We start from the raw sequence: 23,861 nt of genomic DNA on the forward strand, positions 1-23,861 counted from the left end.
CTGCCAACACGGCCGACCACAGGGCACATGCCCCCAAGGCGCCCTCTACCACCTCACAACGCCTTAGGACAGGTTCTTACAGATCCAGCACCGAGCCCCAGGTCACATCGGGCAGGGCTTCGTAATGCGCCACCACGGTCAGGCGGTCTGGTCTGGCCGCTTGGGATGCCAGGGCCTGCGCCAGATAGCGAATGGAGGGCTTGTCCAGCCCGCCCACAGGCTCGTCGATCAAGGTCAGTGGTGCATTCGAGGCCAAGGCCCCTGCCATGAGTACCTTGCGCTTGCTGCCGGTGGACAGGGCGTAGAAAGGCTTGTCCAGATGCTCGTGCAGGCTGAACCCGTCGATGTGCTCCACCAAGGCTGCCACATCCCATTGGGGGTAGCGTGCGGGCAGGCTGTCGAGCCAACCCCTGGCAGTGAGCGGGTCCCACTCGCTGGATCGCGGGTCCGCCCAGAAGACCCGTGGTGCCGAGGCCTTGGCGGCCTGGTTCAGGTCCACCCCTTGCAGCGTGATGCTGCCAGCCTGCGCCGTCAGCTCGCCAGCCAGCAGACGCAGCAACGTGGTCTTGCCGGTGCTTTCATCACCGCGCACCAGAGCCAGACCCGGGGGCCAGGCCAGCGACAGGTTGTCCAGCACCGCACACTCCGGGTACGCAAACCGCAACCCCTTCACCCACAAAAACACGCTCTCAGCCACCCTGTCTCCTCGATGCGGAAAGCGAACATTCTAGGAAGCTGCAGCACGCCGGGCCCACCACAAGCCTCCCACCTGGTTCACCACCAGCCCGCAGAGCACTGCGGCTGCGCCCAACCACTGCAGAGGCGCCGGGGTTTCGCCCAGAAAGGCATAAGCCGCCCACAGCCCCACCACCGGTACCAGCAGCGAAAACGGCGTGACCCGCCCCGCCGCATGGCGTTGCAACAGCTGCGTCCACAGCGTGTAGGCCAGCAGCGTGGCCAAGAAGGCCAGGTAGGCCACGGCCAAGAGCCCCGTGCCACTCAAAGACTGCAGCTGTGCCCACACGGCGGTGGAGCCCTCGCTCCACAACGCCAGCGCAAAGAACGGCCCAATAGGCACCACACTGCTCCACACGATGAACGGAAACGGCGCATACGCCCCGGCCTGTGCCGCGCGGCGCGCCACCAGATTGGACACCGCCCACATGAATGCGGCGCCGAGGGTGAGCACAAACCCCGCCAGCGTCATCTGGCCCGGCCCCTCGCCATGCGCGAGGCCGATGGTCATCAAGCCGCCGAACGCCAGCAATAAGCCCCCCCACTGCCAGGGCTTGGCACGCTCTCCCAGCAACGGCGCGGCCAGCAGCAAAGTGAAGAACGCCTGGGTCTGCATCACCACCGAGGCCATGCCCGCCGTCATGCCCAGCTGCAGTCCCAGAAACAGAAAGCCGAATTGTCCCAACCCCTGCGCCATCCCGTAGCCCACCACAAAGCGCCAGGGCAAGGCCGGACGCGGTACGAACAACAAGAAGGGCAGCGATGCCGCCGTAAAGCGCAGCGCGCCCAGCAGCATGGGACTCAGGCCCTGCAGACCGAGCTTCATCACCACAAAGTTCAGCCCCCAGATGACCACCACCGCCAGGGCACGCAACAGGTCGCCACGGCTCAAGGCCGCTGGCGTACTCATGCGGCCGCCACGGACACGCCCGCAGCTACGGGGCGGCCCTGCCGCGCCCGGGCAGCGACGAAGGCGTCAAAAGCCTGGGCGCTGGTTTTGCCCGGCACATAGCCCAGCACCTCCTTGAGCGCGGTATTCAGCAAAACAGGCCGGTAGCGCAGAAAGTCGAGCTGTTCGGGGCCGTAGCGGCTCACGCCGAGCGCGGAACCCACGGCCAGCGCGGTGCGCAGCAGCCCTGCAGGTAGCTCCAGCACGGGCTTGCCCAAGCGCTGGGCGATCTCGCGCAAGGGCAAGGCACCGTCGCCCGCCAGGTTGAAGCAGCCTGCCCGCTGCGTGCGCAGCGCATGCAGGATGGCACCAGTCACGTCTTCGTCCCAGATGAACACAAACGGGCTCTCGCTACCCCGGATGGCGAGCAGGCGCGGCTTTTCAAACAAGGCGGTGATCTGGTTGTCCACCCGCTCTCCCAGGATGGTGCCTATGCGCAGCACCGTCTGCGCCAACGCCGGGTGCTGCGTGCGGTATTGCGCCAGCATCCCTTCCACCAGCCGCTTGTGGTGCGAATAGGCAAAGACCTCGTTGCCCCGCAGCGCGTCCGTCTCGCGCAACCACTCGGGGTTGTCGGCGTGGTAGCCGTACGCCGCGCCACTGGAGCTGACGACCAACTGCGTCACGCCGGTGGCCACACAGGCATCCAGCACGTTCTGGCTGCCCAGCACGTCCACCGAATATTCAAACTCGCGGCTGGAACCCTTGCCGGGCGTGACGATGGAAGCGAGGTGCACCACGCTGTCGATGGCGGTGTCTGCCAGCGTCTGCGCTAGACCGGGGTCGCGCACGTCTTGGACCCGGTAGGTCACACCGGGCAGGCGGCGCTCGACGGGCACATCGCGCACATCGGTCGCCACAATGGTCCCGACCCCTTCACGCGCCAGTGCAGCCACCACGCTGCGGCCCAGAAAACCGTCGGCGCCTGTGACCAGAATGCGGCGGCTTATCCACCCCATGCCGGTCATGTGCGCTGCTCCTTGCGGGCATCGGCCGCCGGTAGTTCGGCGGGCCTGCGCCCCCACCAGCCTGCCAGCGCCAGCCCCGCGATGATGTCCCAGAAGCCCCACACGCCCGCCACCACGGCCATACCGCCTAGCCCGCCAAAGAAGCTGAAGATCAGCACGAGGCCCAGGCCTGCATTGCGGATACCCACCTCGATGCTCACCGCGCGCCGGTCGTAGTCCGGCAAGCCGCTGAGCCGCGCGCAGGCGTAGCCGGTGCCGAAGGCGAGCGCATCGTGCAACGCTACGGCCAGCAGCACCAGGCCCACGTAGTCCAGAAAGTAACGCCAGTTGCCCGCCACCGCGCCCACGATGAAACCGATGAGACACAGAAAGCTGAGGATGCGCACGGGCTTGTTCACGCGCTGTGTGAAGCGCGGCAGCTTTTCTGCGCACAGGATGCCCAGCACAAAAGGCAGCCCGATGATCACCACGATGTGACCCGCCATCTCCAACGGGTCAAGCGCAATGCTGCGCAGCAGCGGCGCCGCCGTGGGGTGCATGCCGCCCCAGAACGCGAAGTTGAGCGGCATGAGCACGATGGCCAGCGCGTTGGAGATGGCCGTCATCGACACCGACAGCGCCACATTGCCTCCTGCGCGGTGCGTGAGGATGTTGCTCACATTGCCGGGCGGGCAGCAGGCGACCAGAATCATGCCCAGCGCGATGCTGGGCCCGGGCTTGAGTAGCAGCGTGAGCACAAAGGTCACCGCAGGCAATACGATGAACTGCGCGGCAATGCCCACCGCCATGGCACCGGGCATGCGCAGCACGCGCTTGAAGTCCGCCACGCGCGTATCCAGCGCAATGCCGAACATGAGAAAACCCAGCACCACATTGAGCACCACCAGCGACGCGGGGTTGAAGTTGAGGCGTATTTCGTCCACAGGCAGCATGGGGTCAGTCCTTTCTGGCGAGGGCTGCGGCGGCAGCGCGCACCGCGTTGCGGTAGGTGTCCTTGTGCACGTAATACGCCATGCGTTCGAGCTGGAGGTACTTGAAGCCACCCGACAGATCGGGCGGCGGCCCGGCCTTGGCCTGTCGTAGCGCCTCGGCGCGCGGCGATCCCTCGGCCTGCGCCTTGAAAAAGCGCGCCACCAGCTCCGCTTGTTCATAGCGGCCCTGCCAGCCGATGCCACTGGCCTCGATCATGCCCATCACGGCCAGGTTGTCGAAACGGGGTGACAGGATGTTGAGATAGAGCTGCGGCGCCATGCCCTGCCAGTTGAGCAGGCTGTGGTCGATGAAGGGGTAGTGCAGCTTGTAGCCCGTGGCACAGAGCACCAGGTCATAGTCCTGCGCGCTGCCGTCCTTGAAGTGCACCGTATGGCCTTCAAAACGCGCGATGTCGGGCTTGACGTGAATATCGCCATGGCCCAGGTGGTGCAGCACCAGCGAGTTGACCACCGGGTGCGACTCGTACATCTTGTAGTCGGGCTTGGGCAGGCCAAAGCGCGCGGGGTCGCCAGTGAACCATTGCAGTACCACGCTGTCCACCTTTTGCTTGAGCCAGGGCGGCATCTTGAACTTGCCGCCCAGCGTGTCTGCGGGCTTGCCGAACACATACTTGGGGACAAAGTAATAGCCGCGGCGCACCGAGATGTCCACGCTGCGCGCGTAGTGCACCGCATCCACCGCAATGTCGCAGCCCGAGTTGCCCGCGCCCACCACCAGCACGCGCTTGCCCTTGAACAGCTCGGCACTTTTGTAGGCGCTGGTGTGCAGTAGCTCCCCGTCAAAGTGCCCCTCGAAGCGCGGCATGCTGGGTTCGGCCAATGTGCCGTTGGCAATCACCACGCCCCTGAACTCTGCCGTTTGCGCCGGCCCACCGTACTGCGTCCACGTCACGCGCCACAGCGGCGCAGTGCCCTCGCCTACCGGCTCGACCCGGAGCACGCGCGTGCCAAACCAGAAGTGCTGGCGCAGGCCAAAGTGCTCTGCAAAGTCGACGAAATACTGGCGCATGTCCCGGTGGCTCGGATAGTCGGCCACTTCGGGGCGCATGGGGAACTCGGTGAACTCCGTGGTGTGCTTGCTGGAGATCAGGTGCGCCGATTCATAGACGGTGCTGCGCGGGTTGTCGATGTTCCACAAACCACCCACATCGGTGTGTGCTTCAAAGCCCTGGAAAGGCACGCCCAGCTTCTGCAGATTGCGCGCCGCGGCCAGCCCGCTGGGGCCGGCGCCGATGAGGGCGATGTGGCCGAGCATGTCCTGTGCGAGGGGCGTCGAAGGGCTTGTCTCCGTCATCGTTGTTGTTGTCGTCATTCGGTTTTTTCTCTCTCAGGTGTCGATGTTCTTGTCTGCGCGCACTGGCAACCCCGGAATGGCGGTGGCCCCCGCTTCGCCCACGCGCGGCTTGCGCGGCTGGCCCAGCAGCAGCCGGTCTTGCAGAGCGTCAGGCAACAGGTTCAACAGGCGCGCCAGCCAACCGATGCGCGCGGGCAGCACGATGTGGGTGCGCCCCCGGGCCACAGCGGCCAGCAGGGCACGCGCGGCGTCCTCGGGCTCCATCAGGCCGGGCATGGCAAAACGGTTGCCTGCCGTGAGCGCGGTGCGCAGGTAGCCAGGGCTGACCGTGCTCACAACGATGGAATCGCCGCGCAGCTCGGCACGCAGACTCTCCAGGTAACGGATGAGCCCGCCCTTGCTGGCGCAGTACGCGCCATTGCCCGGCATGCCCCGCCAGCCCGCAATGCTGGCCACCCCCACCAGCGCGCCGCGCCGCTGCGCGCGCAGGGCCGACACAAAGGGCTGGAAGGTGGTGGCGGCGCCCAGCAGGTTGATCTCCAGCATGCGCCGCATCACGACCAGGTCGTCGGCCTGGGCGGAGTCAAAACCCCCGGCCACCCCGGCATTGGCGATGACGAGGTCAGGCGTTCCCCGGCGGCCCATCCAGTCGGCGGCCATGGCCTGCATGGCGGTGGTGTCGGCCACATCGGGCGTGTAGACGGCGCAGCGCTCTGGCGCTAGCGCGGCCAGGGTCTCCAGCACGGGCCGGCTCAGGCCCACCAGCGCCACGACGGCGCCCTGGCCGATCAGCTCGCGCGCCAGCGCCTGGCCCAGCCCGCCACAGGCGCCGGTGAGCACTACGTTCTGGAAAAAGGCGGTCATGAAGCTCCCGGTGAATTGGGTTTGCAGCTTAGCCACAATGCTGAATAATCCCGAAATGTTTTATGAATTCGTCTCGAATTCCGAGATTTATGACCAACACACCGCCCAGCCTGCGCTTGTTTGAACTGCTGGAAACGATGTGCGCCCAGGGCCAGCCCTTCAGCCTGGGCAATGCCATCGAGGCCACCGGCTGGCCCAAGCCCAGCGTGCACCGCATGCTGGGCCAGCTGGAGGCCGGTGGCCTGCTGGCGCGCGAGCCAGACGGGCGGCGCTACACCCCCGCACCACGTCTGCTGCGCCTGGCCGAAAGCACGCTGAGCGCGGGCACCCAGCATGGAGTGCGCCACGCTGTGCTGCGGCAACTGGTGGCGGACATTGGAGAAAGCTGCAACCTCACTGCGTTGAGCGGCGCAGAAGTGATCTACCTGGACCGGGTGGAGTCCGCCTTTCCGCTGCGCATGGAATTGCGGCCCGGCACCCGCGTGCCCATCCACTGTTCGGCCAGCGGCAAGCTGTTTCTGGCTCACCTGTCGTCCGCACGCCGGGCCGCCATCCTGGACGGCCTGCCCCTCACCCGCCACACGGCCACCACCCTGACCGACCGCGCCGCCCTGGAAGCCGAGCTGGAGCAGATCCTGCGGCAAGGCTATGCCACGGACGCCGAGGAATTTGTGGACGGCCTCGTATGTGTGGCCGTGCCCGTGATGGCGGGCGGACGGCGGCAGGTGCGCAGCGCCGTGGCACTGCAGGCACCTGCGGCCCGCATGCCACTGACGCGGGCGCTGCAACTGGTGCCCCGACTGGGAGAAGCCGCACAGGCACTGGGCCGGACCTGGGCTTGAGCCATCACGCAACACCCCCTGACGCATTCACCATCTGCTCTCACCATGCCACTGAACTACCTCGACTTTGACTACAGCGAAGACGCTGACGGCAACGGCACCCTGGATGCCATGGCCAGCGTCTTGCCCGCGCAACTGCCTGCCTTGCAGAACGAGATCGCTGCCGTGCTGGCCTGGGCGCATGCACACTGGCCCGGCGCCTGCGCACCGCAGGAAGACGGCGGCTCGTGGCACTATGACCTGCACGGCGTGCAAGAGGTGCAGAGCCCCTTGACCTTGTCCTTTGACGATGCGATGGGGCAACTGCACATGACCACAGGCAGTGCCGCGCCACCGCGCACCACGCTGACCCTCACCCTCAGTGGCAGCAGCGACTTCTGTACCGCTTTGCGCGAAGCCTTCGATATGGAATGAGCCTCCTCCTCATGGCCTCTTCCCCAGCCAATTCAAAGGGTTAACCCCAATTAGCGACCAAAAGCCCCACGTTGCAAACAGGTTAGTGCGCCAGCCCACGCTTTCCTGAGGTCCGGCGCTACAGTTGCGACTCATTAGTTCAACCCGAGACTGGAGAGTTTCATGCTGTCACGCCGTCACTTCCTGGGCGCAAGCCTGGCCACCACCGTTTACGCAGCGGGCTCGTTCGTGCCCGTGTGGGCGCAGAACGCACCCAATTTCGGCACGCCCACCTTGCCCAGTCCTGGTTTCCGTCGCATGAAGGTGGGGGACGTGGAGGTGATCGCGCTGAACGATGGCATCACTCGCCGCCCTTTGGGGGAAGAATTTGTGAAGAACGCACCGCTGGCCGAAGTGCGTGCGCTGCTTGCATCGCAAGGCCTGCCCACCGACTACATCGATGTGCCATACACCCCCTTCCTGGTGGTGACGGGCGCACGCAAGATCCTGATCGATACCGGCCTGGGCGAGTTTGGTGGTGCCACCACCGGCAAGCTGCTGGACAGTCTGCGCGCTGCTGGCATGCAGGCCTCCGACATCGATACCGTGCTCGTCAGCCACTACCACGGCGATCACATCAATGGAATCCGCAACAAGGCGGGTGAGCTGGTGTTCCCGAAGGCCAAGGTGATGGTGCCTGCAGCCGAACATGCCTTCTGGATGGACGACGCGCGCATGGCCGCCGCCCCCGCAGGCATGAAGGGTGCGTTTGACAATGTGCGTCGCACCTTTGCCACCATGCCCGCCGATGCGCTGGTGCGGTTTGAAGCGGGCACCGAGGTTGCGCCAGGCATCCAGTCGGTGGCCGCCTACGGCCATACGCCGGGTCACACGCTGTTCGAGTTGAAGTCGGCAGGTCAGAACTTCTTCTATGTGGCAGACCTGACCAACGTGCCCGCATTGTTCGCGCGCAATCCCGACTGGGCCGTGACCTTTGACATGGACGCAGAGGCTGCGCGAAAGGTCCGCCGCGAGGTGTTCCAGCGCATCACCACCAGCAATGCCATGCTGGGTGGCTTCCATTTCCCCTTCCCTGCGTTTGGCCGCGTAGCAGCAGCGGGCAATGGCTATGCCTTCCAGCCAGCTGCCTGATGCCGAAGCAGCCGGGGATCAGGCTGCGACGCAAGGTACGCGCGTCACACGGCGAACCTTGCTGGGCAGGGGCGCGGCAGGCGCACTGGGTAGCGGACTGGCCCTCACAGCCCTGCAGACCTGGGCAGCCCAGGAAGCGGGTGCCGAGGTCTTGCTGCGCCAGGGCGGAGTGGTGGCGTTGTTTCGCCACGCGCTGGCCCCCGGCACCTTCGATCCCCCGGGTTTCCGCCTGGGCGACTGCAGCACCCAGCGCAACCTGAACGATGAAGGCCGGGCCCAGGCCCGGCGCATTGGCGAGTGGTTCCAGACGCGGCAATTGCGTCCGGAGAAGGTGCTGTCAAGCCCCTGGTGCCGTTGCATCGACAGTGCCACCCTGGCTTTCGGTGCACCACAGGTGTGGACGGCTCTGGGTTCGCCCAGGGGCTACTCCGAGACCACGGGTGAGAGCCACCTGCGCGAATTGCGCCAGGCGCTGGCCGCAGCGTCTGCACGCAATGGCCGGTTTGAGGTGTGGTTCAGCCACATGTTTGTGCAGTCCGATCTGGCACGCGACAGCACCAGCTCGGGCGATGCGCTGATCTTGCGAGCCCCCCGAAGTGGCGACGTGCAGGTGCTGGCGAAGCTCTCGGTCACCGGATCAACCTGACCAGCGCCTGCTGATGCTGGCGGGAGATCGCGCTCCCGCGCACCCTGGTGCACGGGCCATCGGACTACACGCTGGCGATGCCCTGGGGCGTATCCTGAAGATTCCCAGCCCTGCCAGATACCCCGGCGCGGCGCATACCCCGGAGCCGCCGATGACACCGTCCCACACACTGGGCGAACCCGCAGCCTGCAGACCCCGTCGCTGAGAGCTGCTATGGCCTTCCTCTCCAGCACCCCCCGCCTTACCACCGCGTCCAACGAGCCTGCGCGATGGCCCGCGAATGCCGGCGCGCCCTTAGCGCAGGCAATACCAGGCAGTCAGCGTGGTGTTCGCATGGACCTGCAGATTGACCTGCGCTATGAGATCGACAGCTACGGCGCCGATTTCGTGTTCAACATCCACGCCGCGCAAACACCCCACCAGATCGTCCACAACGAGCGCCTGGTGCTCAGCCAGGACATTCCCCACCAGATCCACACAGACCCTGCGACGGGTAACCGCTATCTCCGGCTGCATGGCGAGCCTGGCATGCTGGAGCTGACCTACAGCGCTACGGTGGACATACGCCACCACCGTGCCGACCCCACCCAACTGGCCGAGGTGCCTGTGCGGCACCTCCCGCCGCATGTGATGGGCTACATCTACCCCAGCCGATATTGCCAGTCTGACCGCCTGCTGCGGCTGGCACTGAACGAGTTCGGCGCCTTGTGGCAGGGCCACAGCCGCGTGCAGGCTATCCGTGACTGGGTGAACCGGCATGTGGCGTTCACGTCCAACACCTCCAACTCCAACACTTCGGCCGTCGACACGCTGGTGGAACAGGTCGGGGTGTGCCGGGATTTCGCCCACCTGATGATTGCACTGTGCCGCGCCGTGAACATTCCGGCCCGCTTCACCACGGGCACCGACTACGGTGCCGACCCAGCGCTGGGCCCGCCGGACTTTCATGCCTACGTGGAGGTGTATCTGGGCGACCGCTGGTATCTGTTCGACCCTTCGGGCACGGCCATCCCCATGGGGCTGCTGCGGTTTGGCACCGGCCGAGATGCCGCCGACGTGGCGTTTGCCACCATCTTTGGCGGAGTGCGGGCACAGCCCCCCACCATCCACACCCGCGCGTTGGAGGACCCTGCCCAGGGGTGGGTGCTGCCGCACCACTGCGCCGAGGCGCTGTCCACCGACCAGGGGACCTCGTACGGGGCGCGTTTCGTCGCGCAATCGGGAGTTTGACCTTCCACCTGCCGCCTCTGGCGGGGGCGGCAGAAAGGCCTGTTGGCCATCCCTGATTGCGGCTGTGGCCTAATATGCCCCTTTCTCCACTTTCTCAGAGACCTACCATGGGCAACAAGATCGTCACCGAAGCAGACCGCAAGCGCACCCCCCAACCCAAGCCAATGCCCGGCGTGACGCTGAACACCCCTGGCCGTGGCCAGCGCGTGAGCCTGGAGCGTGGTGTCGCCACGCGCAGCAAGAAGAACCCTGGCAAGCGCTCGCGCAAGGGCGGCTGATCAGCCCTCCGGGGGCGCTGCGGCGCCCCGCCAGCACCCACAAAAAAAGCCCTCGTCAGAGGGCTTTTTTTGTGGGCGATACAGCCGTTATTGCAACGGGGCCGGCATGGTTTCCACATGGCCTCTGGCGGGCAGGATGATGTGAAACGCTGCACCGCTGGCCGGAACGTTCTCGGCAAAGATCCGCCCCCCCATGGCCTCGACGATCTTGCGGCAGATGGCAAGGCCCAGGCCCGTGCCCCCAGATCCATCCTTGGTCTTACTGGACTGCACAAAGGCCTCAAAAATGCTCTGCAGCTCTGAAGGAGGGATGCCCGGGCCCTCATCCCGTACCACCAGATGCGTCTGGCCCTGCGGGTCCGCGTAGCCCTCCAGGGTGATCGTGCTGCCAGGCGGCGAGAACTTGATGGCGTTGGCCACCACGTTGCGGATCACCTGCTGAAACCGCAACGGGTCGGCCTTGGCCACCAGCGGAAGGTCAGGCATGCGCAAATCCATCATCAGGTGGCTGCGTTCCAGCAAAGGCTCCAGCTCGCGGATCACCGGGCGCACCACGCCGCGCAAGTCGATGCGCTCCATGTGGAATGTGCCCACCGTGCTCTCCAGCTTGGAGACATCTAGCAAGTCGTTCACCAGCGTCAACATGCGCTGGCCAGCGGAATGGATGTCTTCAAACATGCCCGCCAGCTTGGGCTGCGCGCGACCACGCAGCATGCCCAGTTCGGCGTAGCCCAGAATGGACTGCAGCGGCGTGCGCAGCTCGTGGCTCATGTTGGCGACAAACTCCGACTTGGTGCGGGATGCCTCTTCGGCCGCGTCACGCGCCTCCCGGGTGGCGCGCTCGGCCTCTCGGAACTCGCTCACATCCATCAGGATGGTGAGCACACCACTGACCTGTCCATGCTCATCGGCAATGGCTGCCTTGGCCAGGCGCGTGTCGCGGCGCGATCCGTCGCCATGGCGCACCTGGGTCTCGACCAGGGCTCGCCCCCCCCAGCGCAGCAGCTGCTTGTTGGCCGACTTATGTACGTTTGCCTCGTCTGGCGGCAGGCACTCGTCAAAGGCCTTGCCCAACACGGCGGTGCGAGTACGGCCTTTGTATTCCTCCCAGGCCTTGTTCACGCGCACAAAGCGGTTCTGGGCGTCAGTCACAGAGATGGGCAGCGGATTGGTCTCCAGCAGCAGATCCTGAAACGCAATTTGGGCTTGTAGCTGTTGTTGGGCCATCCAGCGCTTGGTTTCATCCACCGCGCTGCCCGCAAAACCAATCACACGCCCGGCAGCCACCAGAGGCACCACTGCCACCTGGAACATCATCTCCTTGCCCTCGGCAGAGCGGGACACCACCTGGCATACCCGCACTCCATCCGGCGACCGGGGGTCGATGGCCCGCGCCACATCATTGCGGCTTTGTGGCTCGACCAGGTCGTGCAGACGTTTGCCAATGGCACGGTCAGGCGCCGTGCCCGTCATCACAGTCCAATGGGCATTCACATAGGTGATCACGCCCTGCGCATCGGTACGAAAAATCAGCTCTTGCACGCTGCGCATCAGCACCGACAGATCCCGCTCGTTGCGGGCAATGCGGGCCTGTGCAGCGTCAATGGCCAGCCGCGCCCGCTCACGGGTGCGCAGGCCACGCCACACGGCAAAGGTCAGGCCCAGCACCAGGGCCACCAGGGCCAGGCCAATACCGATCAGCGCGCGGGCATCCGCCAGCCAGCTCTGCACGGCTGTTCGGTACGAGGTCTCGACCACCACCACCAGCGGCATGGCGGCAGAGGCCCGAAAACTGACGATCTGCCGCTGACCTAGCACACCCACGCCCAGGTAGGTGGCGTGCTCCTGCCGGGGCAGGAACTGGCTGAAGACGGGGATGTTGTTCACCCGCGTACCTGCCAGAGCAGCTGCGGCCCCCGAAGTGGCCAACACCTGGCCGTTGTACGAGGTCACCACCGAGTCAAAAACCTCGGACTCCAGCGTCAGGTGCTGAAAGTTGGACAGCGAGTCGGGATTGACCAAAGCCAACAGCACCAGCGCCTGCCCTGCTTCGTTCTTGTAGCCGTGCATCACAGGAATAAAAGCGACACCCGCAGGAGCCGCCGCCGCTGCGCCTCCCAGCCGCACACTTTGTAGGCTGCGGCCCGGGGTGAGGCCGCCCTGAACCGTCCGCCCCACGGCCACCAGAGGGCCGAGCTTGGCCAGGTCCACAAAACTCTCGGCATCGCCGGGCTGGGTGCTGGCGACCACTCGCCCACCAGCGTCCACCACGGCCAACCCCCGAAGAAATGAAAGCGCTGCCAGCGCCTGGCCCAGGGCATCTTGCATACGCCGGGGTTCCGAGGCCACCGTCGTGAGGGCTGGCGATGTGGCCAGCGACTCCAGCGCCAGTTCGGCCGTCTGCATGGTGCGCGTAGCCTGATCCTCCAGCACCCGAGCCAGCATGGCGGCATGGTTCTGGTGGCTGGTACGCACCGTGCGAAAGTCGTTCACGGCCAACGCGCCGACGGCCACCAGTGCCGCCAATGCCGACAGCCCTCCGGTGATGAGGACCAGATGGCTGGTCTGCGACACCCACGTGCGCAGCCTGGTCCAGACCGAAGGGAGCGCCTGGAGGTCGGCCATATCAGCGCACCACGATGGCGTTCAGGCCATTTTGAGAGGCCGCGCGCTGCAGGCGGCCGTCGGCCTTGATGCGCGCCACAAAGGCATCCACCGTAGCCAGCCAGGCGGCATCGCCGCGCTTGACTGCATAGCCATAGGGCAGCACCGAAAATGGTTCGGGAGACTCGATGAGCCGGGCCCAGTCGGCGTTGTCCATCAGGCGCCGGCTGTAGGGGTAGTCGGTCATGAACACGTCAATGCGCCCGGCAGTCAGTTCGCGCTCGCGGGTGGCGGGCAGTTGGATGCGCACCAGCGTGGCCTGCTTGAGGCGCTGGGCCATGATGGGTTCCATGAACGTGCCTGCCTGCACGCCCACCAACACACCCGGCTTGTCAATGTCGGCCCACTGCTTGATGACCGTATTGGATTTGGTGGTGATGCCGTAAATGTCGCTGCGCATGTAGGGCTGGGTAAAAGCCAGCTTTTCCATCCGCTGGGGCAGCATGCCGATGGCAAACATGGCCACATCGCAACGGTCCTGGTTCAGGTCGTCAATGAGAGTCGGAAAAGAAGAGTCCACATATTCGACCCTGGCCTTGAGGTCTCGAGCCAGCTCGGCAGACAGGTCGATGTCGATACCCCCGAGTTGCTGCGTACGCGGGTGCCTGTAGGTCACGCCGTAGTAGTCCGGCCAGACACACACACGCAACACCGACTGGCTCTGGACACGCTCGGCCACAGGCCCCGCCAGCGCGCTGGTCGCACACACGGCCAGCGCCACGCGGGTGACGGTCAACGCCCACGGTTTCAGCCACTGCATCATCGTCATCATCATTGAGATTCCTTGGATCAATAACACCACCGTGCCCGCAGTGGCCTGCCGCTGAGCGGTCAGAAAAAGGGGATCAGGGCGCGTCGATCAGCGCATCAAAAGACGGACATTCCTGCGTGATCTTGCAACGCAGCGCATCGATGGCTTCAGCATGCGCCAAAAATGTGTCCACGATCACCGGGTCGAAAGCACGGCCGCGCTCGGCCGCCAGCATCTCCAGCGCCACCGGCACCGCAAAGGCGGGGCGGTACACCCGATCCATGGTCAGCGCGTCAAAAAAATCCACCACGGCGGTGATGCGGCCCGACAAAGGAATCGACTCTCCCGACAGGCCCGCCGGGTAGCCTTGGCCGTCGTAGCGCTCGTGGTGCGTGAGCGCCACCTCGGCCGCCATGCGAAACACTGGAATGTGCGAACGCCCCAGGATCTCGGCACCCATCGCGGCGTGGCAGTTCATGGTCTGGCGCTCTTCTGGGGTGAGCTTGCCGGGCTTCTTGAGCACGCTGTCGGGGGTGCCGATCTTGCCGATATCGTGCATGGGCGCGGCCTTGCGCAGCATGCGTGCGTAGCCCACCGTCTGCCCCAGAGCCAGGGCCAGGGCCTCGGCCAGGTAACCAATGCGCACGATGTGCACGCCGGTGTCATCGTCCTTGAGGTCGGCCGCAGCCGACAGGTGCAACAGTGCTGCGTGGTGCGCGCGGGTGACCTCGCGCAGGGCTTCATTCCGCTCTCGGTACATGCGCCCGAAGTCGCGCACAAAACTCTCCATCTGAGCTGCAGCAGCCTCATCAAAGCAACGTGCATCGATGGGCTGCGCCAGCAGTTCGTGCCCGGGTCGAGGCACGGAGGTCACAGCGCTGCCTCCATGCGGTAGATGGTTTCCAGAACCTGCAGAGTGCTGAAGGGCTTCATCAGGTAGTCGTCGGCTCCCGCCGCGAAGCCTGCCGCCCTGTCGTCCGACTGCACCCGGGCGGTCAACATGATCACCTTGGTGTGGCGCATGCCCGGGTCGGACTTGATGCGGCGGCAAACATCCAGGCCGTTAAGGGTGCCCGGCATCATGACATCCAGCAGCACGATGTCCGGCTGCAACTCACTGGCCAGCAGCCAGCCCGCATCGCCCGTAGCAGCTTCGTGGATCTCGAAGTCATCAAACTCCAGCGTCATCTTGAGCAGTTTGCGGATATCGATGTGGTCTTCGACGATCAGGATCTTTTTCATGGCGGTAGCTCTTGTGGGGGCCGGGAATCGGCTTGGAATACAAAAAAACACGATTTAAGGTGATTTTTTGCCATTGATTGAATCATATCAATCATTTTTATCAACTGCAAGTCGAGTAAAAATTAAAATTAGGAGAAAATGTGCGATCTATGCAATCTGACAATTCCCTCGCGGAGCACGCCATGGCCGACCACTACACCACGCTGGAAGTCGCCAAGATGCTGGGCATGGCCGTGCGGTCGGTCCAGCTGATGGTGGACCGCAACGAACTTGAGGCCTGGAAGACCCCTGGCGGGCACCGCCGCATCTCGCGTGCATCGGTGGAACGCTGGATGACCGCCCATGGCGCCGGTGGCGCTGCCCAGGCACCCGCCGTCGGCGCTCCGGTCGCCGGCCGCGCGCCCCTGGCCGCACCGGTGGGACCAGCCAAAGGGCGTGCACCACAAATCCTGCTGATCGAGGACTCCATCCATTTCCAGAACCTCGTGGGCCTCATCGTGCAGCAGCACCTGCCAGGAGTGCAGCTGCAGGTGGCGAACGATGGCATCACCGGCCTTGCGTTATACGGGCAGATTCAGCCCGAGGTGCTGATCGTGGACATCCTGCTGCCAGGCATCGACGGCGCCACCCTGATCACCACGCTGCGCTCGCACCCCCAATTTGCGCGCAGCCACCTCATCGTGGTCACCTCGCTCGACGAGCAACAGCGCGAGCCGTATGCATTTGCCTTGCAGGGTGTGAAGGTGATCCACAAGCCCCGGCTGGTGGCCGAGTTACCTAGCGCTCTGGCCGCGTGCATTCCACAGGCCCAGGTATCCGCATGAGCGCGCCCAAGGTCCTGCTCGTGGAAGACGACAGCTCCATCGCACGCTTTGTGCAGATGGCGCTCGAGGAACTTCCCATCGAGCTGGTGACCTGCGCCAACGTGCCTGACGCCATGCAGGCGCTGCATGCGGGAGGCGTGGAACTCATCATCACGGACCTTATGCTGCCGGGCGAGTCCGGCATTGACCTGGTACAGCGGCTGCTGCAAGAGCCTGTGCACGAACGCCGAATTCCGGTGGCGGTATTCAGCGCGGGCCTGACGCCGCCAGTGCGCGAGCAACTCCAGGCCATGAAGGTGTGGCGCATGCTGTCCAAACCTGCATCGGTGGCAGAGCTGGAGGCCTGTGTAACCGATGCGCTGGCGCTGGTGGCGGATACCCCTGCCAATGCGCCAGCCACAACAGCCACGCCTGCCGATGAAGCGGCCGACGATGAGGCTAAGGCCATTGCCACCCACTTTGCGGGCGACGAGTTTCTGTTCAAGGCCTACTGCGCGAGTTGCCTGCAGCAGTTCCCTACCGACGTGCGGCAAGGTGACGCGGCCTGCGCAGCGCAAGACTGGCCGGCGCTGCGGCGCCTGGCACACAGCCTGGCCACCGTGCTGCTCACCCTGGGCCATCCGACGCAGAGCGTGCGCGCCCGCCAGCTGGAAAACGCAGCCGCCCAGTCTGCCGCAGAGGCATGCCAGGAACATTGGCGCATGCTGCGCGCTTTCCTGCTGCAACTCTGATCCCACGCCAGCAGCCCGGCTGGCCACCAACCGCCCTGGCCTTGAAGAGGCCCGATGACGGGCGATTCACCCACCCCATCGCCGTCTCCGGAAGGCGAACGTGAAGACCCATGAGCAAGCCGGGGTGGACCCTTTTTTCTGAAAAATAACCATTCAGAGCAAAAAATAACCAATTGGTCTAATATTTAAACAATTGGTTTCAATCGCCTCAAATGCGGTGTGAAGCTCTCCTCCCCCCCGTCTCAGGCAGCGCTCCATGGACCCCACCGTCGTTTCCGAATACCGCCCCCACCTTGTCGCCATCTCGTTCGCATTGGCGTTCATTGGTTCACTGATCGCGCTGATGGTCACGCGCCGCATCCGCCACAAGGACGGCTCGCTCAACCGCGCAGCCACGTTGACGGCCGGTGTGGCGCTGGGCGGCATCGGGGTGTGGTCCATGCACTTTGTGGGTATGGTGGCTCTGCGGCTGGACGTGGCCAGCAGCTACGGCATCGTTGAAAGCGCGGTGTCTCTGCTGGCGGCCGTGGCCTGCACCTCGGCTGCACTCATCGTGGTGTCCAAGGCACCCCGGGAACTGACACGGATTCTGGGCGCAGGACTGCTGCTGGGCCTGGGTGTGGCGGGCATGCACTACCTGGGCATGTACGGCATGAAGATTGGCGGCTACATCCACTGGGACCTGCGCACCGTCGCGCTGTCGGTGCTGATTGCGGTGGCAGCAGGCACGGCTGCCCTGTGGCTGGCCTTCAACACCCGCCGCCTGGGCAGCCGCGTGGGGGCCGCCCTGCTAATGGCCGCCGCCGTGTGCGCCATGCACTACACCGGCATGGGTGCTGCCGAATTCGTCTGCACCACCCCCAACCGCTTTGCCACCGTGCAGGGCGTCGGGCTGGTCAGCTCGCTGGGCCTCGGCCCCATCGTGGCCGCCTGCGCATTTGCCATGGCCGTGCTGATTTCGGTGGATCTGTATGTGCAATGGATGCAACGCTCCATCGGCCAGCAGCGCGGCCGTGCGGCCTGAACCAGACAGCAACCGCAAAACAAGGGCTGCACCAGGGTGCATTCGGCCCACTCTTCAATAAGATGGCGACCATGATCACCCTGCACCACCTCGAAACCTCGCGCTCGCAACGCATTCTCTGGCTGCTGGAAGAGCTGGGTGTGCCCTACGAGCTCAAGATCTACCCACGCGACAAGGCCACCAAGCTGGCCCCGCCTGCGCTCAAGGCCATTCACCCCCTGGGCAAGTCGCCAGTCATCACCGATGGTGAGGAAGTGATTGCCGAGTCGGGCGCCATCATCGAATACCTGGTGGACACCTATGGCGAACAGGCCCGTGGCGACCTGGCCCACCTGCAGCCAGCAGCCCGCACCGCCGAGCACCGCCAGTGCCGCTTCTGGATGCACTACGCCGAGGGCTCGCTGATGAACTGGCTGGTGATGAAGCTGGTGTTCAAGACCATCCCCACGCAGCCCATGCCGTTCTTTGTGAAGCCCATTGCGCGCGCCCTGTGCGGCACGGTGCAGCAAAAGCTCATCGACCCCAACGTGGACACGGCGCTGGCGTTCATTGAAGAGCACCTGGGCACCCACCGCTGGTTTGCGGGGGAGCACCTGACCATGGCGGACTTTCAGATGAGCTTTGCGGTGGAGGCGCTGATGTCACGCGCCAACGACGCAAGCCGCTGCCCGCACCTGCAGGCCTACCTGGAGCGCATGCACGCACGCCCGGCCTACCAACGGGGCATCGCCAAGGGCGGCCCGGTGGTGATCGAGGCCTGAACGCACACGACCATCACCATGTCCCGCTACGCCATCCTGTTTGTGTGCATGGGCAACATCTGCCGCAGCCCCACAGCCCACGGTGTGTTCCGCCACAAGATCACCCACAGCGGCCTGGCGCGCAGCGTGGTGGTGGACTCGGCAGGCACGCACAACTACCACCCCGGCGAGCCTCCCGACACCCGCACCCAGCGCCACGCGGCGCAGCGCGGTTATGACCTGTCAGACCTGCGGGCCCGGCAACTCATTGATGCGGACTTTGCCCGCTACGACCTGATCCTGGCCATGGACTGGGACAACCTGGCCCTGGCGCAGGACCTGTGCCCGCCGGTACACGCACACAAGTTGCGGCGCATGACGGAGTTCTGCCTGCAATTCGACAGCCCGGTGGTGCCTGACCCGTACTACGGCGGCAGCCAGGGGTTTGAGGAGGTGCTGGACCTGGTGGAAGACGCCTGCGAAGGGCTGCTCAGGCACGTGCAGCGGCAACTGCAGGCGCAGGCGCAGGAACCCAAAGCCCGGCACTGACCTGACAGCGTGGCTACCGCACTCCGCACACCAGAGCGCCGGGGTCGTTGTGCGCCTGCTCGCGGTCGTTCTTGGCCTGGGCCACTTCCATGTCGCGCGGCAGGGTCACGCCGTTCTTGACGGCCAGGATCTCGGCCATCACGCTCACTGCAATCTCGGGCGGTGTCTTGCTGCCGATGTAGATGCCAATGGGCCCGCGCAGGCGCTGCAGGCTGGCTTCGGTCTGGTCAAAGTGCTCGATCATGCGGGCGCGCCGCGCCTCGTTGTTGCGGCGCGAGCCGATACCGCCCACGTAGAACGCCTCGGTGCTCAAAGCCTCCAGCAGCGCCAGGTCGTCCAGCTTGGGGTCGTGCGTGAGGGCCACCACGCAGGTGCGGCGGTCGGGCTTGAAGGCCAGCACCACATCGTCGGGCATGTCGCTCACCACCGTGGCACCCGGCACGCTCCAGCTGCCCCGATACTCCTCGCGCGGGTCGCACACCGTCACGGCAAAGCCGTTGAACAAGGCCATGGTGGCCAGGTACTCGGTGAGCTGCCCCGCCCCGATCAGCAGCATGCGGTACTCAGGCCCGAAGGTGTTGGTGAGCTGCTGTGCATCCACCTTCAGATCCTCGGGTGCCTGCGTGTGCGCCAGGGTCACGGCGCCATCGGACAGGCGCACGGTGCGCTGCACCAGGCGCCCGGCGGCCAGCTGGGCAATCAAATCGGCCAGCCGCGCGGGATCAGGGTCGTACTCCAGCAGCAGCTCCAGCGTGCCGCCACAGGGCAGGCCAAAGCGGTGGGCCTCGTCGGCGCTGATACCGTATTTGACAAACGATGGCGGCCCGCTGGGGATGCGGTGCTCGGCACCGTCTACCGCAGCGCCCGCCTGGGCATAGGCGCGGGTGTGGCGGTCGATCAGGTCGTCCTCAATGCACCCGCCCGACACCGAACCCACCACCGCGCCGTCTTCGCACAGCGCCATGATCGAGCCCACCGGCCGGGGCGACGAGCCCCAGGTGCGCACCACCGTGGCCAGCAGCGCACGGCGCCCTGCGGCACGCCAGCCCTGCAGCGTGCGCAGCACGACGACGTCCAAATTTTCCATGACTCACTTCCTTCCGGTACCCATAGCACTCAGCCCCGATTGAACCACCAGGCCAGCAGTACGAGGGCCGCCACGCCAACACCCCACATCCACGCAGGGATACCGCCGCCCTGGGTGGTACTCCCCCCTTCCACGGTGCCTGGCTGAGTGACGGCATCGGCACTGGCTGCTGCATCTTCCGGGGGGGCTTCAGCACGCGGAAAGCGGCGCTGCATCTCGTCGTCAAACCGCTTGAAGAAGTCTTCGGCCATGCTCTTGGCGGCGCCGTCGATGAGGCGCTGGCCCAGCTGCGCGATCTTGCCGCCCACCGAGGCATGCACGGTGTAATGCAGCTCGCAGCTGGCCTGCCCCGCCGCATCGGCGGGCAACGGCACCAACTTGACCTGGGCATTGCCCTTGCCAAAGCCCGCCACGCCGCCAGAGCCGTCGAAGGCGATGTTGTAGCTCTCGGGCGGCACGATGTCGGACAGCGTGATCTTGCCGGCGAACTTGGCCGACACGGGCCCGATCTTGAGCGCCATGGCCACCGAATACTGGTTCTCGGCCGTGGGCTCGACCTTGTCGCAGCCGGGAATGCACAGCTTGAGCACCTCAGGGTCGTTGAGCGCCTCCCAAGCCTGTTGCTGGCTGACGGCAAGGGTTCGGCTGGCTTGCATTTCCATGGTGGGTCCTCTCGGTCTTCAATGGGTGTGGATGTTGTGGGAATTCAATCGGTCCGCTGCATGGCTGGGCTCGATGCGGTGCGGTGCCGCGCCCTCATTGCCGCAACACGCTTGCCAGGCTGGCGGCCAGGTCCTTCAGGTGGCTCAGGTTGTGCACGGCCACCATGCCGTGGGCCTGGCGGTGCAGGGCCGACGCACCGCGCGCCGTGGGGGCATACCCCTCGTAGCGCAGCAACGGGTTGAGCCACAGCAGGCGGCCACAGTGGCGACGCAGCCAGGCCAGCTCGCGCTCCAGCACCTCGGGGGCGCCCGTGTCCAGCCCATCGCTGATCAGCAGCACCAGCGTGCGCCGCCCCACCAGGCGCCGCGCATGCTGCAGGCGCAATTGGCCCAGGCTGTCGCCCATGCGGGTGCCGCCCGCAAAGTCGGTGATGGCATGGCTGGACGTCTCCAGCATGGCGTCGGTGTCGGCGAGGCGGAAGGCGGGCGTGAGGTCGGTCAAGCCAGTGCCAAAGGCAAACACGTCCCGGCGCACGGTGGCACCGGTGTGGCGCGGCGCGGTGGCGGCGTGCAAGAAGGCTAGCAACAAACGCGCGTAGCGCTCCATCGAGCCCGACACGTCCACCAGCACCAGCAGCGGCAGCGGTTGCTGGCGGCGCTGCAGTAAGGGGATGTGCAGCACCTCGCCCCCACTGCGCGCCGCATGGTGCATGGCGCCGGGCCAGTGCGGGCGGCTGCCGCGCACACCCGGCCGGGTGCGGCGGGCCGCAAAGCGCGGCAAAGGCAAAGGCACGTCGCGTGCCAGGCGCTCCACCAGGATGTATTCGCTGGCCGAGAGCTGGTTGAAGTCCGCCTGCCGCAGGCGCTGCAGGTCACTGGCCGTCATGGCGGCATCGAATTCGATCTTGTCCTCTTCGCGTGCGGGCGGTGCGTTGCGCGCGGCACGCACGGGCGCCAGTGCCTCGCTCACGCGCGGGCGGCGTTTGACGGGCTCGGCCTTGGATTCTGCGCTGGGCAGCATCTGCGCCAGCAGCTTTTGTGCGACGTTGGGATTGCGAAAGTAGGCATCGAACAGCTCGCGGAACACCATGCGGTCTTGCTCGCGGCTGACCAGCACGGCCTCCAGCGCAGCACCGAAGTCCTCGCGCTGCAGACCCACCAGCATCACCGCCTGCTGGGCCAGCGCCATGCGGGCCGCATCCACCCGCACGCCAGCGCGGCGCAGCGTGCGGCCAAAGCCGCTCAGGTTGTCGGCCAGCTTGCCGGTGCGGGCATCGCCGAGTTGGGAGAACATCGCGCCCTCGGCCATCGGGCGGTTCTCATGCATCGGCATCGGCGGGCTGCAGCAACTGCACCGCCATGTCGCGGGTGAGCGCCGCCACATCCTCGCGCTGCTTGAACAGGATGCCTGCGGTATCGGACACCACCTCGGGGTCCACCACGATGGTGTCGAGCGCCACCAGCGCCTTGGCCCATTCCACGCTCTCGGCAATGCCTGGTGCGCGCTGGAAGGCGTTGGCAAACGGCTGGCCGCGCAGCCGCCCCACAAACTCTGCCACCTGCACGGCCAGCGCCTCGCTGGCACCGGGCACCTGCGCGCGGACGATGGCCAGCTCGCGCTCGCGCTCGGGATAGTCCAGCCAGTGGTACAGGCAGCGGCGCTTGACGGCGTCGTGCAGATCGCGCGTGCGGTTGCTGGTGAGGAGCGTGACCGGTGTGGCCGTGGCGCGCACCGTGCCGATCTCGGGGATGCTGACCTGGTACTCGCCCAGGTACTCCAGCAAGAAGGCCTCGAACGGTTCGTCGGCGCGGTCCACCTCGTCGATCAGCAGCACTGCGCCGGGCGCTGGCGCCTGCAGTGCCTGCAGCAAGGGGCGGCGGATGAGATAGCGGTCTTGGTAGACCTCCGCTTCGATATCGCGCGCGGCAGTGGCCATGGGCGCTACCGAGCCGCCGCCGGGCCGCCCCAAGGCGGCGAGCGCCCCCTCGGGGGGCAGCGACGACACGTCAGTGCGGAGCGTGGGGGTCAACATTTCCGCTGCGCGCATGTGCAGCAGCTGGGCCGCGTAGTTCCACTCATACAACGCCTCGCGCTGCTCCAGGCCGTCGTAACACTGCAGGCGAATGAGGCTGCGCGACAGCACTTCCGAGAGGGCTTTGGCCAGCGCCGTCTTGCCCACGCCGGGCTCGCCCTCCAGCAGCAAAGGCCGCTGCAGCTTGAGCGCCAGAAACACCGCCGTGGCCAGACGACGGTCGGCAAAATAGCCCACGCTCTGCAGGGCCTGCACCAGGGCGTCGATGGAAGCCGGAACCGGCGCGGCGTTCAACGAGTTCATTGCTATCCAATTCATAGCCGCCAGCGCATATTCCTCTAGCGCTTGCAGCCAATTTCAATCAAAAACCCGCCACCGGGTGCCGTACCACGGTGGCGGGTTTGCCTTCGCGTCATCCCAGCATCTGCTGCACAGCGCGCTGCGTTTGCACGCTGATGAGGTTGGCGCGGTAGGCGGCACTGGCGTGGATGTCAGCGTTCAGATCGCTCGCGTCGATCTTCACGCTGGCAGCCGACTGCGGGGTGAAGCTCTGGTTGAGCGCCGCCTCCAGCCCCGCATGGCGGAACACGCTGCTGGCCGCACCGGTCACCGCAACACGCACGCCGCTGTCGGTCTGCGCCACAAACACCCCCACCAGCGAGAAGCGCGAAGCCGCCTGCTTGAACTTCATGTACGCAGCGCGTTTCGGGATCGGGAAGCGGATGGCGGTGATGATCTCGCCCTCATCCAGCGCCGTGGTGTACATGCCCACAAAGAAATCGTCGGCCTGGATCTCGCGGCGGTTGGTGATGACCGTGGCGCCCAGGCCCAGCACCGCACTGGGGTAGCAGGCGGCAGGGTCGTTGTTGGCCACCGAGCCGCCCAGCGTGCCGCGTGCACGCACCTGGCGGTCGCCAATGTGGGCGGCCAGGTCGGCCAGCGCAGGGATGGCGGATTTCACATCCGCACTGGCTGCGACGTCGGCATGGCGCGTCATGGCGCCGATGACCAGCGCGTTGCCCTCGCGGCGGATGCCCGCCAGTTCGGCAATGCTGTTCAGGTCCACGATCTTTTCAGGGTTGGCAAGGCGCAGCCGCATGGACGGCAGCAGGCTTTGCCCGCCCGCGAGCAGTTTGCCGCCCTGGGCGATGAGCTGCGCGGCAGCGGCGGTGGAGGAAGGCGCTTCAAAAGTGAATGCGTACATGGTGGAT

At 65.7% G+C, this 23,861-nt stretch carries 26 protein-coding genes; 11 read left to right on the plus strand and 15 right to left on the minus strand.

What is annotated here, in order from left to right; translation table 11 throughout:
- Positions 1-76: 76 nt before the first annotated feature.
- The 6 genes from CLU87_RS14365 to CLU87_RS14390 are packed head-to-tail and all read right to left on the minus strand — an operon-like array spanning position 77 to position 5,802.
- On the minus strand, positions 77-697 hold the full coding sequence (locus CLU87_RS14365; protein WP_099730880.1) for an ABC transporter ATP-binding protein: 621 nt from the start codon (positions 695-697) through the stop codon (positions 77-79).
- A gap of 30 nt (positions 698-727) precedes the next feature.
- Positions 728-1,645 (minus strand): EamA family transporter, encoded by a 918-nt coding sequence (locus tag CLU87_RS14370; RefSeq protein WP_056748148.1) that lies wholly within the window; start codon positions 1,643-1,645, stop codon positions 728-730.
- Positions 1,642-2,652, minus strand: coding sequence for an SDR family oxidoreductase (locus tag CLU87_RS14375; RefSeq protein ID WP_099730881.1), 1,011 nt, complete (start codon positions 2,650-2,652; stop codon positions 1,642-1,644). The genes CLU87_RS14370 and CLU87_RS14375 overlap by 4 nt, the downstream gene beginning before the upstream one ends.
- Positions 2,649-3,584 (minus strand): bile acid:sodium symporter family protein, encoded by a 936-nt coding sequence (locus CLU87_RS14380; RefSeq protein ID WP_082565127.1) that lies wholly within the window; start codon positions 3,582-3,584, stop codon positions 2,649-2,651. Before CLU87_RS14380 ends, CLU87_RS14375 begins: the two co-directional genes overlap by 4 nt.
- 4 nt (positions 3,585-3,588) lie before the next feature.
- Entirely contained in the window at positions 3,589-4,938 is a 1,350-nt protein-coding gene (locus CLU87_RS14385) for an NAD(P)/FAD-dependent oxidoreductase (RefSeq protein WP_099730882.1), read from the minus strand.
- 33 nt (positions 4,939-4,971) lie between these two features.
- The gene (locus CLU87_RS14390) at positions 4,972-5,802 is read right to left on the minus strand and encodes an SDR family oxidoreductase (protein WP_099730883.1); all 831 of its coding nucleotides are present in this window, start codon (positions 5,800-5,802) and stop codon (positions 4,972-4,974) included.
- 89 nt (positions 5,803-5,891) lie between these two features.
- On the opposite strand from CLU87_RS14390, the gene CLU87_RS14395 reads away from it, so the two are divergent.
- The 6 genes from CLU87_RS14395 to CLU87_RS23350 all read left to right on the plus strand — a co-directional run bounded on the left by CLU87_RS14395 (position 5,892) and on the right by CLU87_RS23350 (position 10,343).
- On the plus strand, positions 5,892-6,644 hold the full coding sequence (locus CLU87_RS14395) for an IclR family transcriptional regulator (RefSeq protein WP_099730884.1): 753 nt from the start codon (positions 5,892-5,894) through the stop codon (positions 6,642-6,644).
- 45 nt (positions 6,645-6,689) lie between these two features.
- Positions 6,690-7,058, plus strand: a complete 369-nt coding sequence (locus CLU87_RS14400; RefSeq protein WP_099730885.1) for a hypothetical protein — start codon at positions 6,690-6,692, stop codon at positions 7,056-7,058.
- 162 nt (positions 7,059-7,220) lie between these two features.
- Entirely contained in the window at positions 7,221-8,189 is a 969-nt protein-coding gene (locus CLU87_RS14405; protein WP_099730886.1) for an MBL fold metallo-hydrolase, read from the plus strand.
- Complete coding sequence (locus CLU87_RS14410) at positions 8,167-8,835, plus strand: histidine phosphatase family protein (protein ID WP_099730887.1); 669 nt, start codon at positions 8,167-8,169, stop codon at positions 8,833-8,835. Before CLU87_RS14405 ends, CLU87_RS14410 begins: the two co-directional genes overlap by 23 nt.
- A gap of 333 nt (positions 8,836-9,168) precedes the next feature.
- The gene (locus CLU87_RS14415) at positions 9,169-10,065 is read left to right on the plus strand and encodes a transglutaminase family protein (protein WP_099730888.1); all 897 of its coding nucleotides are present in this window, start codon (positions 9,169-9,171) and stop codon (positions 10,063-10,065) included.
- 107 nt (positions 10,066-10,172) lie between these two features.
- Positions 10,173-10,343: a hypothetical protein gene (locus tag CLU87_RS23350; protein WP_008902830.1), complete on the plus strand. Its 171-nt coding sequence runs from the start codon at positions 10,173-10,175 to the stop codon at positions 10,341-10,343.
- A gap of 87 nt (positions 10,344-10,430) precedes the next feature.
- Here CLU87_RS23350 and CLU87_RS14420 read toward each other — a convergent pair whose 3' ends face one another.
- The 4 genes from CLU87_RS14420 to CLU87_RS14435 form a co-directional block, all read right to left on the minus strand.
- Complete coding sequence (locus tag CLU87_RS14420; protein ID WP_099730889.1) at positions 10,431-12,968, minus strand: PAS domain S-box protein; 2,538 nt, start codon at positions 12,966-12,968, stop codon at positions 10,431-10,433.
- Position 12,969: 1 nt separating this feature from the next.
- A complete protein-coding gene (locus CLU87_RS14425; RefSeq protein ID WP_099730890.1) occupies positions 12,970-13,782 on the minus strand; it encodes an ABC transporter substrate-binding protein in 813 nt (270 codons plus the stop codon).
- A 70-nt stretch (positions 13,783-13,852) separates the two neighbouring features.
- Positions 13,853-14,548 (minus strand): HD-GYP domain-containing protein, encoded by a 696-nt coding sequence (locus CLU87_RS14430; protein WP_233193875.1) that lies wholly within the window; start codon positions 14,546-14,548, stop codon positions 13,853-13,855.
- A gap of 80 nt (positions 14,549-14,628) precedes the next feature.
- Complete coding sequence (locus tag CLU87_RS14435; protein ID WP_099730891.1) at positions 14,629-15,000, minus strand: response regulator transcription factor; 372 nt, start codon at positions 14,998-15,000, stop codon at positions 14,629-14,631.
- Between the two features lie 149 nt (positions 15,001-15,149).
- On the opposite strand from CLU87_RS14435, the gene CLU87_RS14440 reads away from it, so the two are divergent.
- The 5 genes from CLU87_RS14440 to CLU87_RS14460 all read left to right on the plus strand — a co-directional run bounded on the left by CLU87_RS14440 (position 15,150) and on the right by CLU87_RS14460 (position 18,868).
- Positions 15,150-15,824, plus strand: a complete 675-nt coding sequence (locus tag CLU87_RS14440; RefSeq protein WP_199170832.1) for an excisionase family DNA-binding protein — start codon at positions 15,150-15,152, stop codon at positions 15,822-15,824.
- On the plus strand, positions 15,821-16,555 hold the full coding sequence (locus tag CLU87_RS14445; RefSeq protein WP_056748160.1) for a response regulator: 735 nt from the start codon (positions 15,821-15,823) through the stop codon (positions 16,553-16,555). The genes CLU87_RS14440 and CLU87_RS14445 overlap by 4 nt, the downstream gene beginning before the upstream one ends.
- Positions 16,556-16,811: 256 nt before the next feature.
- Entirely contained in the window at positions 16,812-17,579 is a 768-nt protein-coding gene (locus CLU87_RS14450) for an MHYT domain-containing protein (RefSeq protein WP_099730893.1), read from the plus strand.
- Positions 17,580-17,650: 71 nt separating this feature from the next.
- On the plus strand, positions 17,651-18,340 hold the full coding sequence (locus CLU87_RS14455) for a glutathione S-transferase family protein (RefSeq protein ID WP_199170833.1): 690 nt from the start codon (positions 17,651-17,653) through the stop codon (positions 18,338-18,340).
- A gap of 18 nt (positions 18,341-18,358) precedes the next feature.
- On the plus strand, positions 18,359-18,868 hold the full coding sequence (locus CLU87_RS14460; RefSeq protein WP_099730894.1) for a low molecular weight protein-tyrosine-phosphatase: 510 nt from the start codon (positions 18,359-18,361) through the stop codon (positions 18,866-18,868).
- Positions 18,869-18,881: 13 nt separating this feature from the next.
- Here the strand turns inward: CLU87_RS14460 and CLU87_RS14465 are convergent, their stop codons facing one another.
- The 5 genes from CLU87_RS14465 to CLU87_RS14485 form a co-directional block, all read right to left on the minus strand.
- Positions 18,882-19,955, minus strand: coding sequence for an XdhC family protein (locus CLU87_RS14465; protein WP_099730895.1), 1,074 nt, complete (start codon positions 19,953-19,955; stop codon positions 18,882-18,884).
- A gap of 29 nt (positions 19,956-19,984) precedes the next feature.
- Positions 19,985-20,617 (minus strand): CoxG family protein, encoded by a 633-nt coding sequence (locus CLU87_RS14470; protein WP_099730896.1) that lies wholly within the window; start codon positions 20,615-20,617, stop codon positions 19,985-19,987.
- A 94-nt stretch (positions 20,618-20,711) separates the two neighbouring features.
- Positions 20,712-21,926, minus strand: coding sequence for a VWA domain-containing protein (locus tag CLU87_RS14475; protein ID WP_099730897.1), 1,215 nt, complete (start codon positions 21,924-21,926; stop codon positions 20,712-20,714).
- Positions 21,927-21,936: 10 nt separating this feature from the next.
- A complete protein-coding gene (locus tag CLU87_RS14480) occupies positions 21,937-22,953 on the minus strand; it encodes a MoxR family ATPase (RefSeq protein WP_099730898.1) in 1,017 nt (338 codons plus the stop codon).
- A 109-nt stretch (positions 22,954-23,062) separates the two neighbouring features.
- Entirely contained in the window at positions 23,063-23,854 is a 792-nt protein-coding gene (locus CLU87_RS14485) for a xanthine dehydrogenase family protein subunit M (RefSeq protein WP_099730899.1), read from the minus strand.
- Positions 23,855-23,861: the final 7 nt, after the last annotated feature.

This window comes from Acidovorax sp. 59, from assembly GCF_002754175.1.
Lineage (GTDB): Bacteria > Pseudomonadota > Gammaproteobacteria > Burkholderiales > Burkholderiaceae_C > Acidovorax > Acidovorax delafieldii.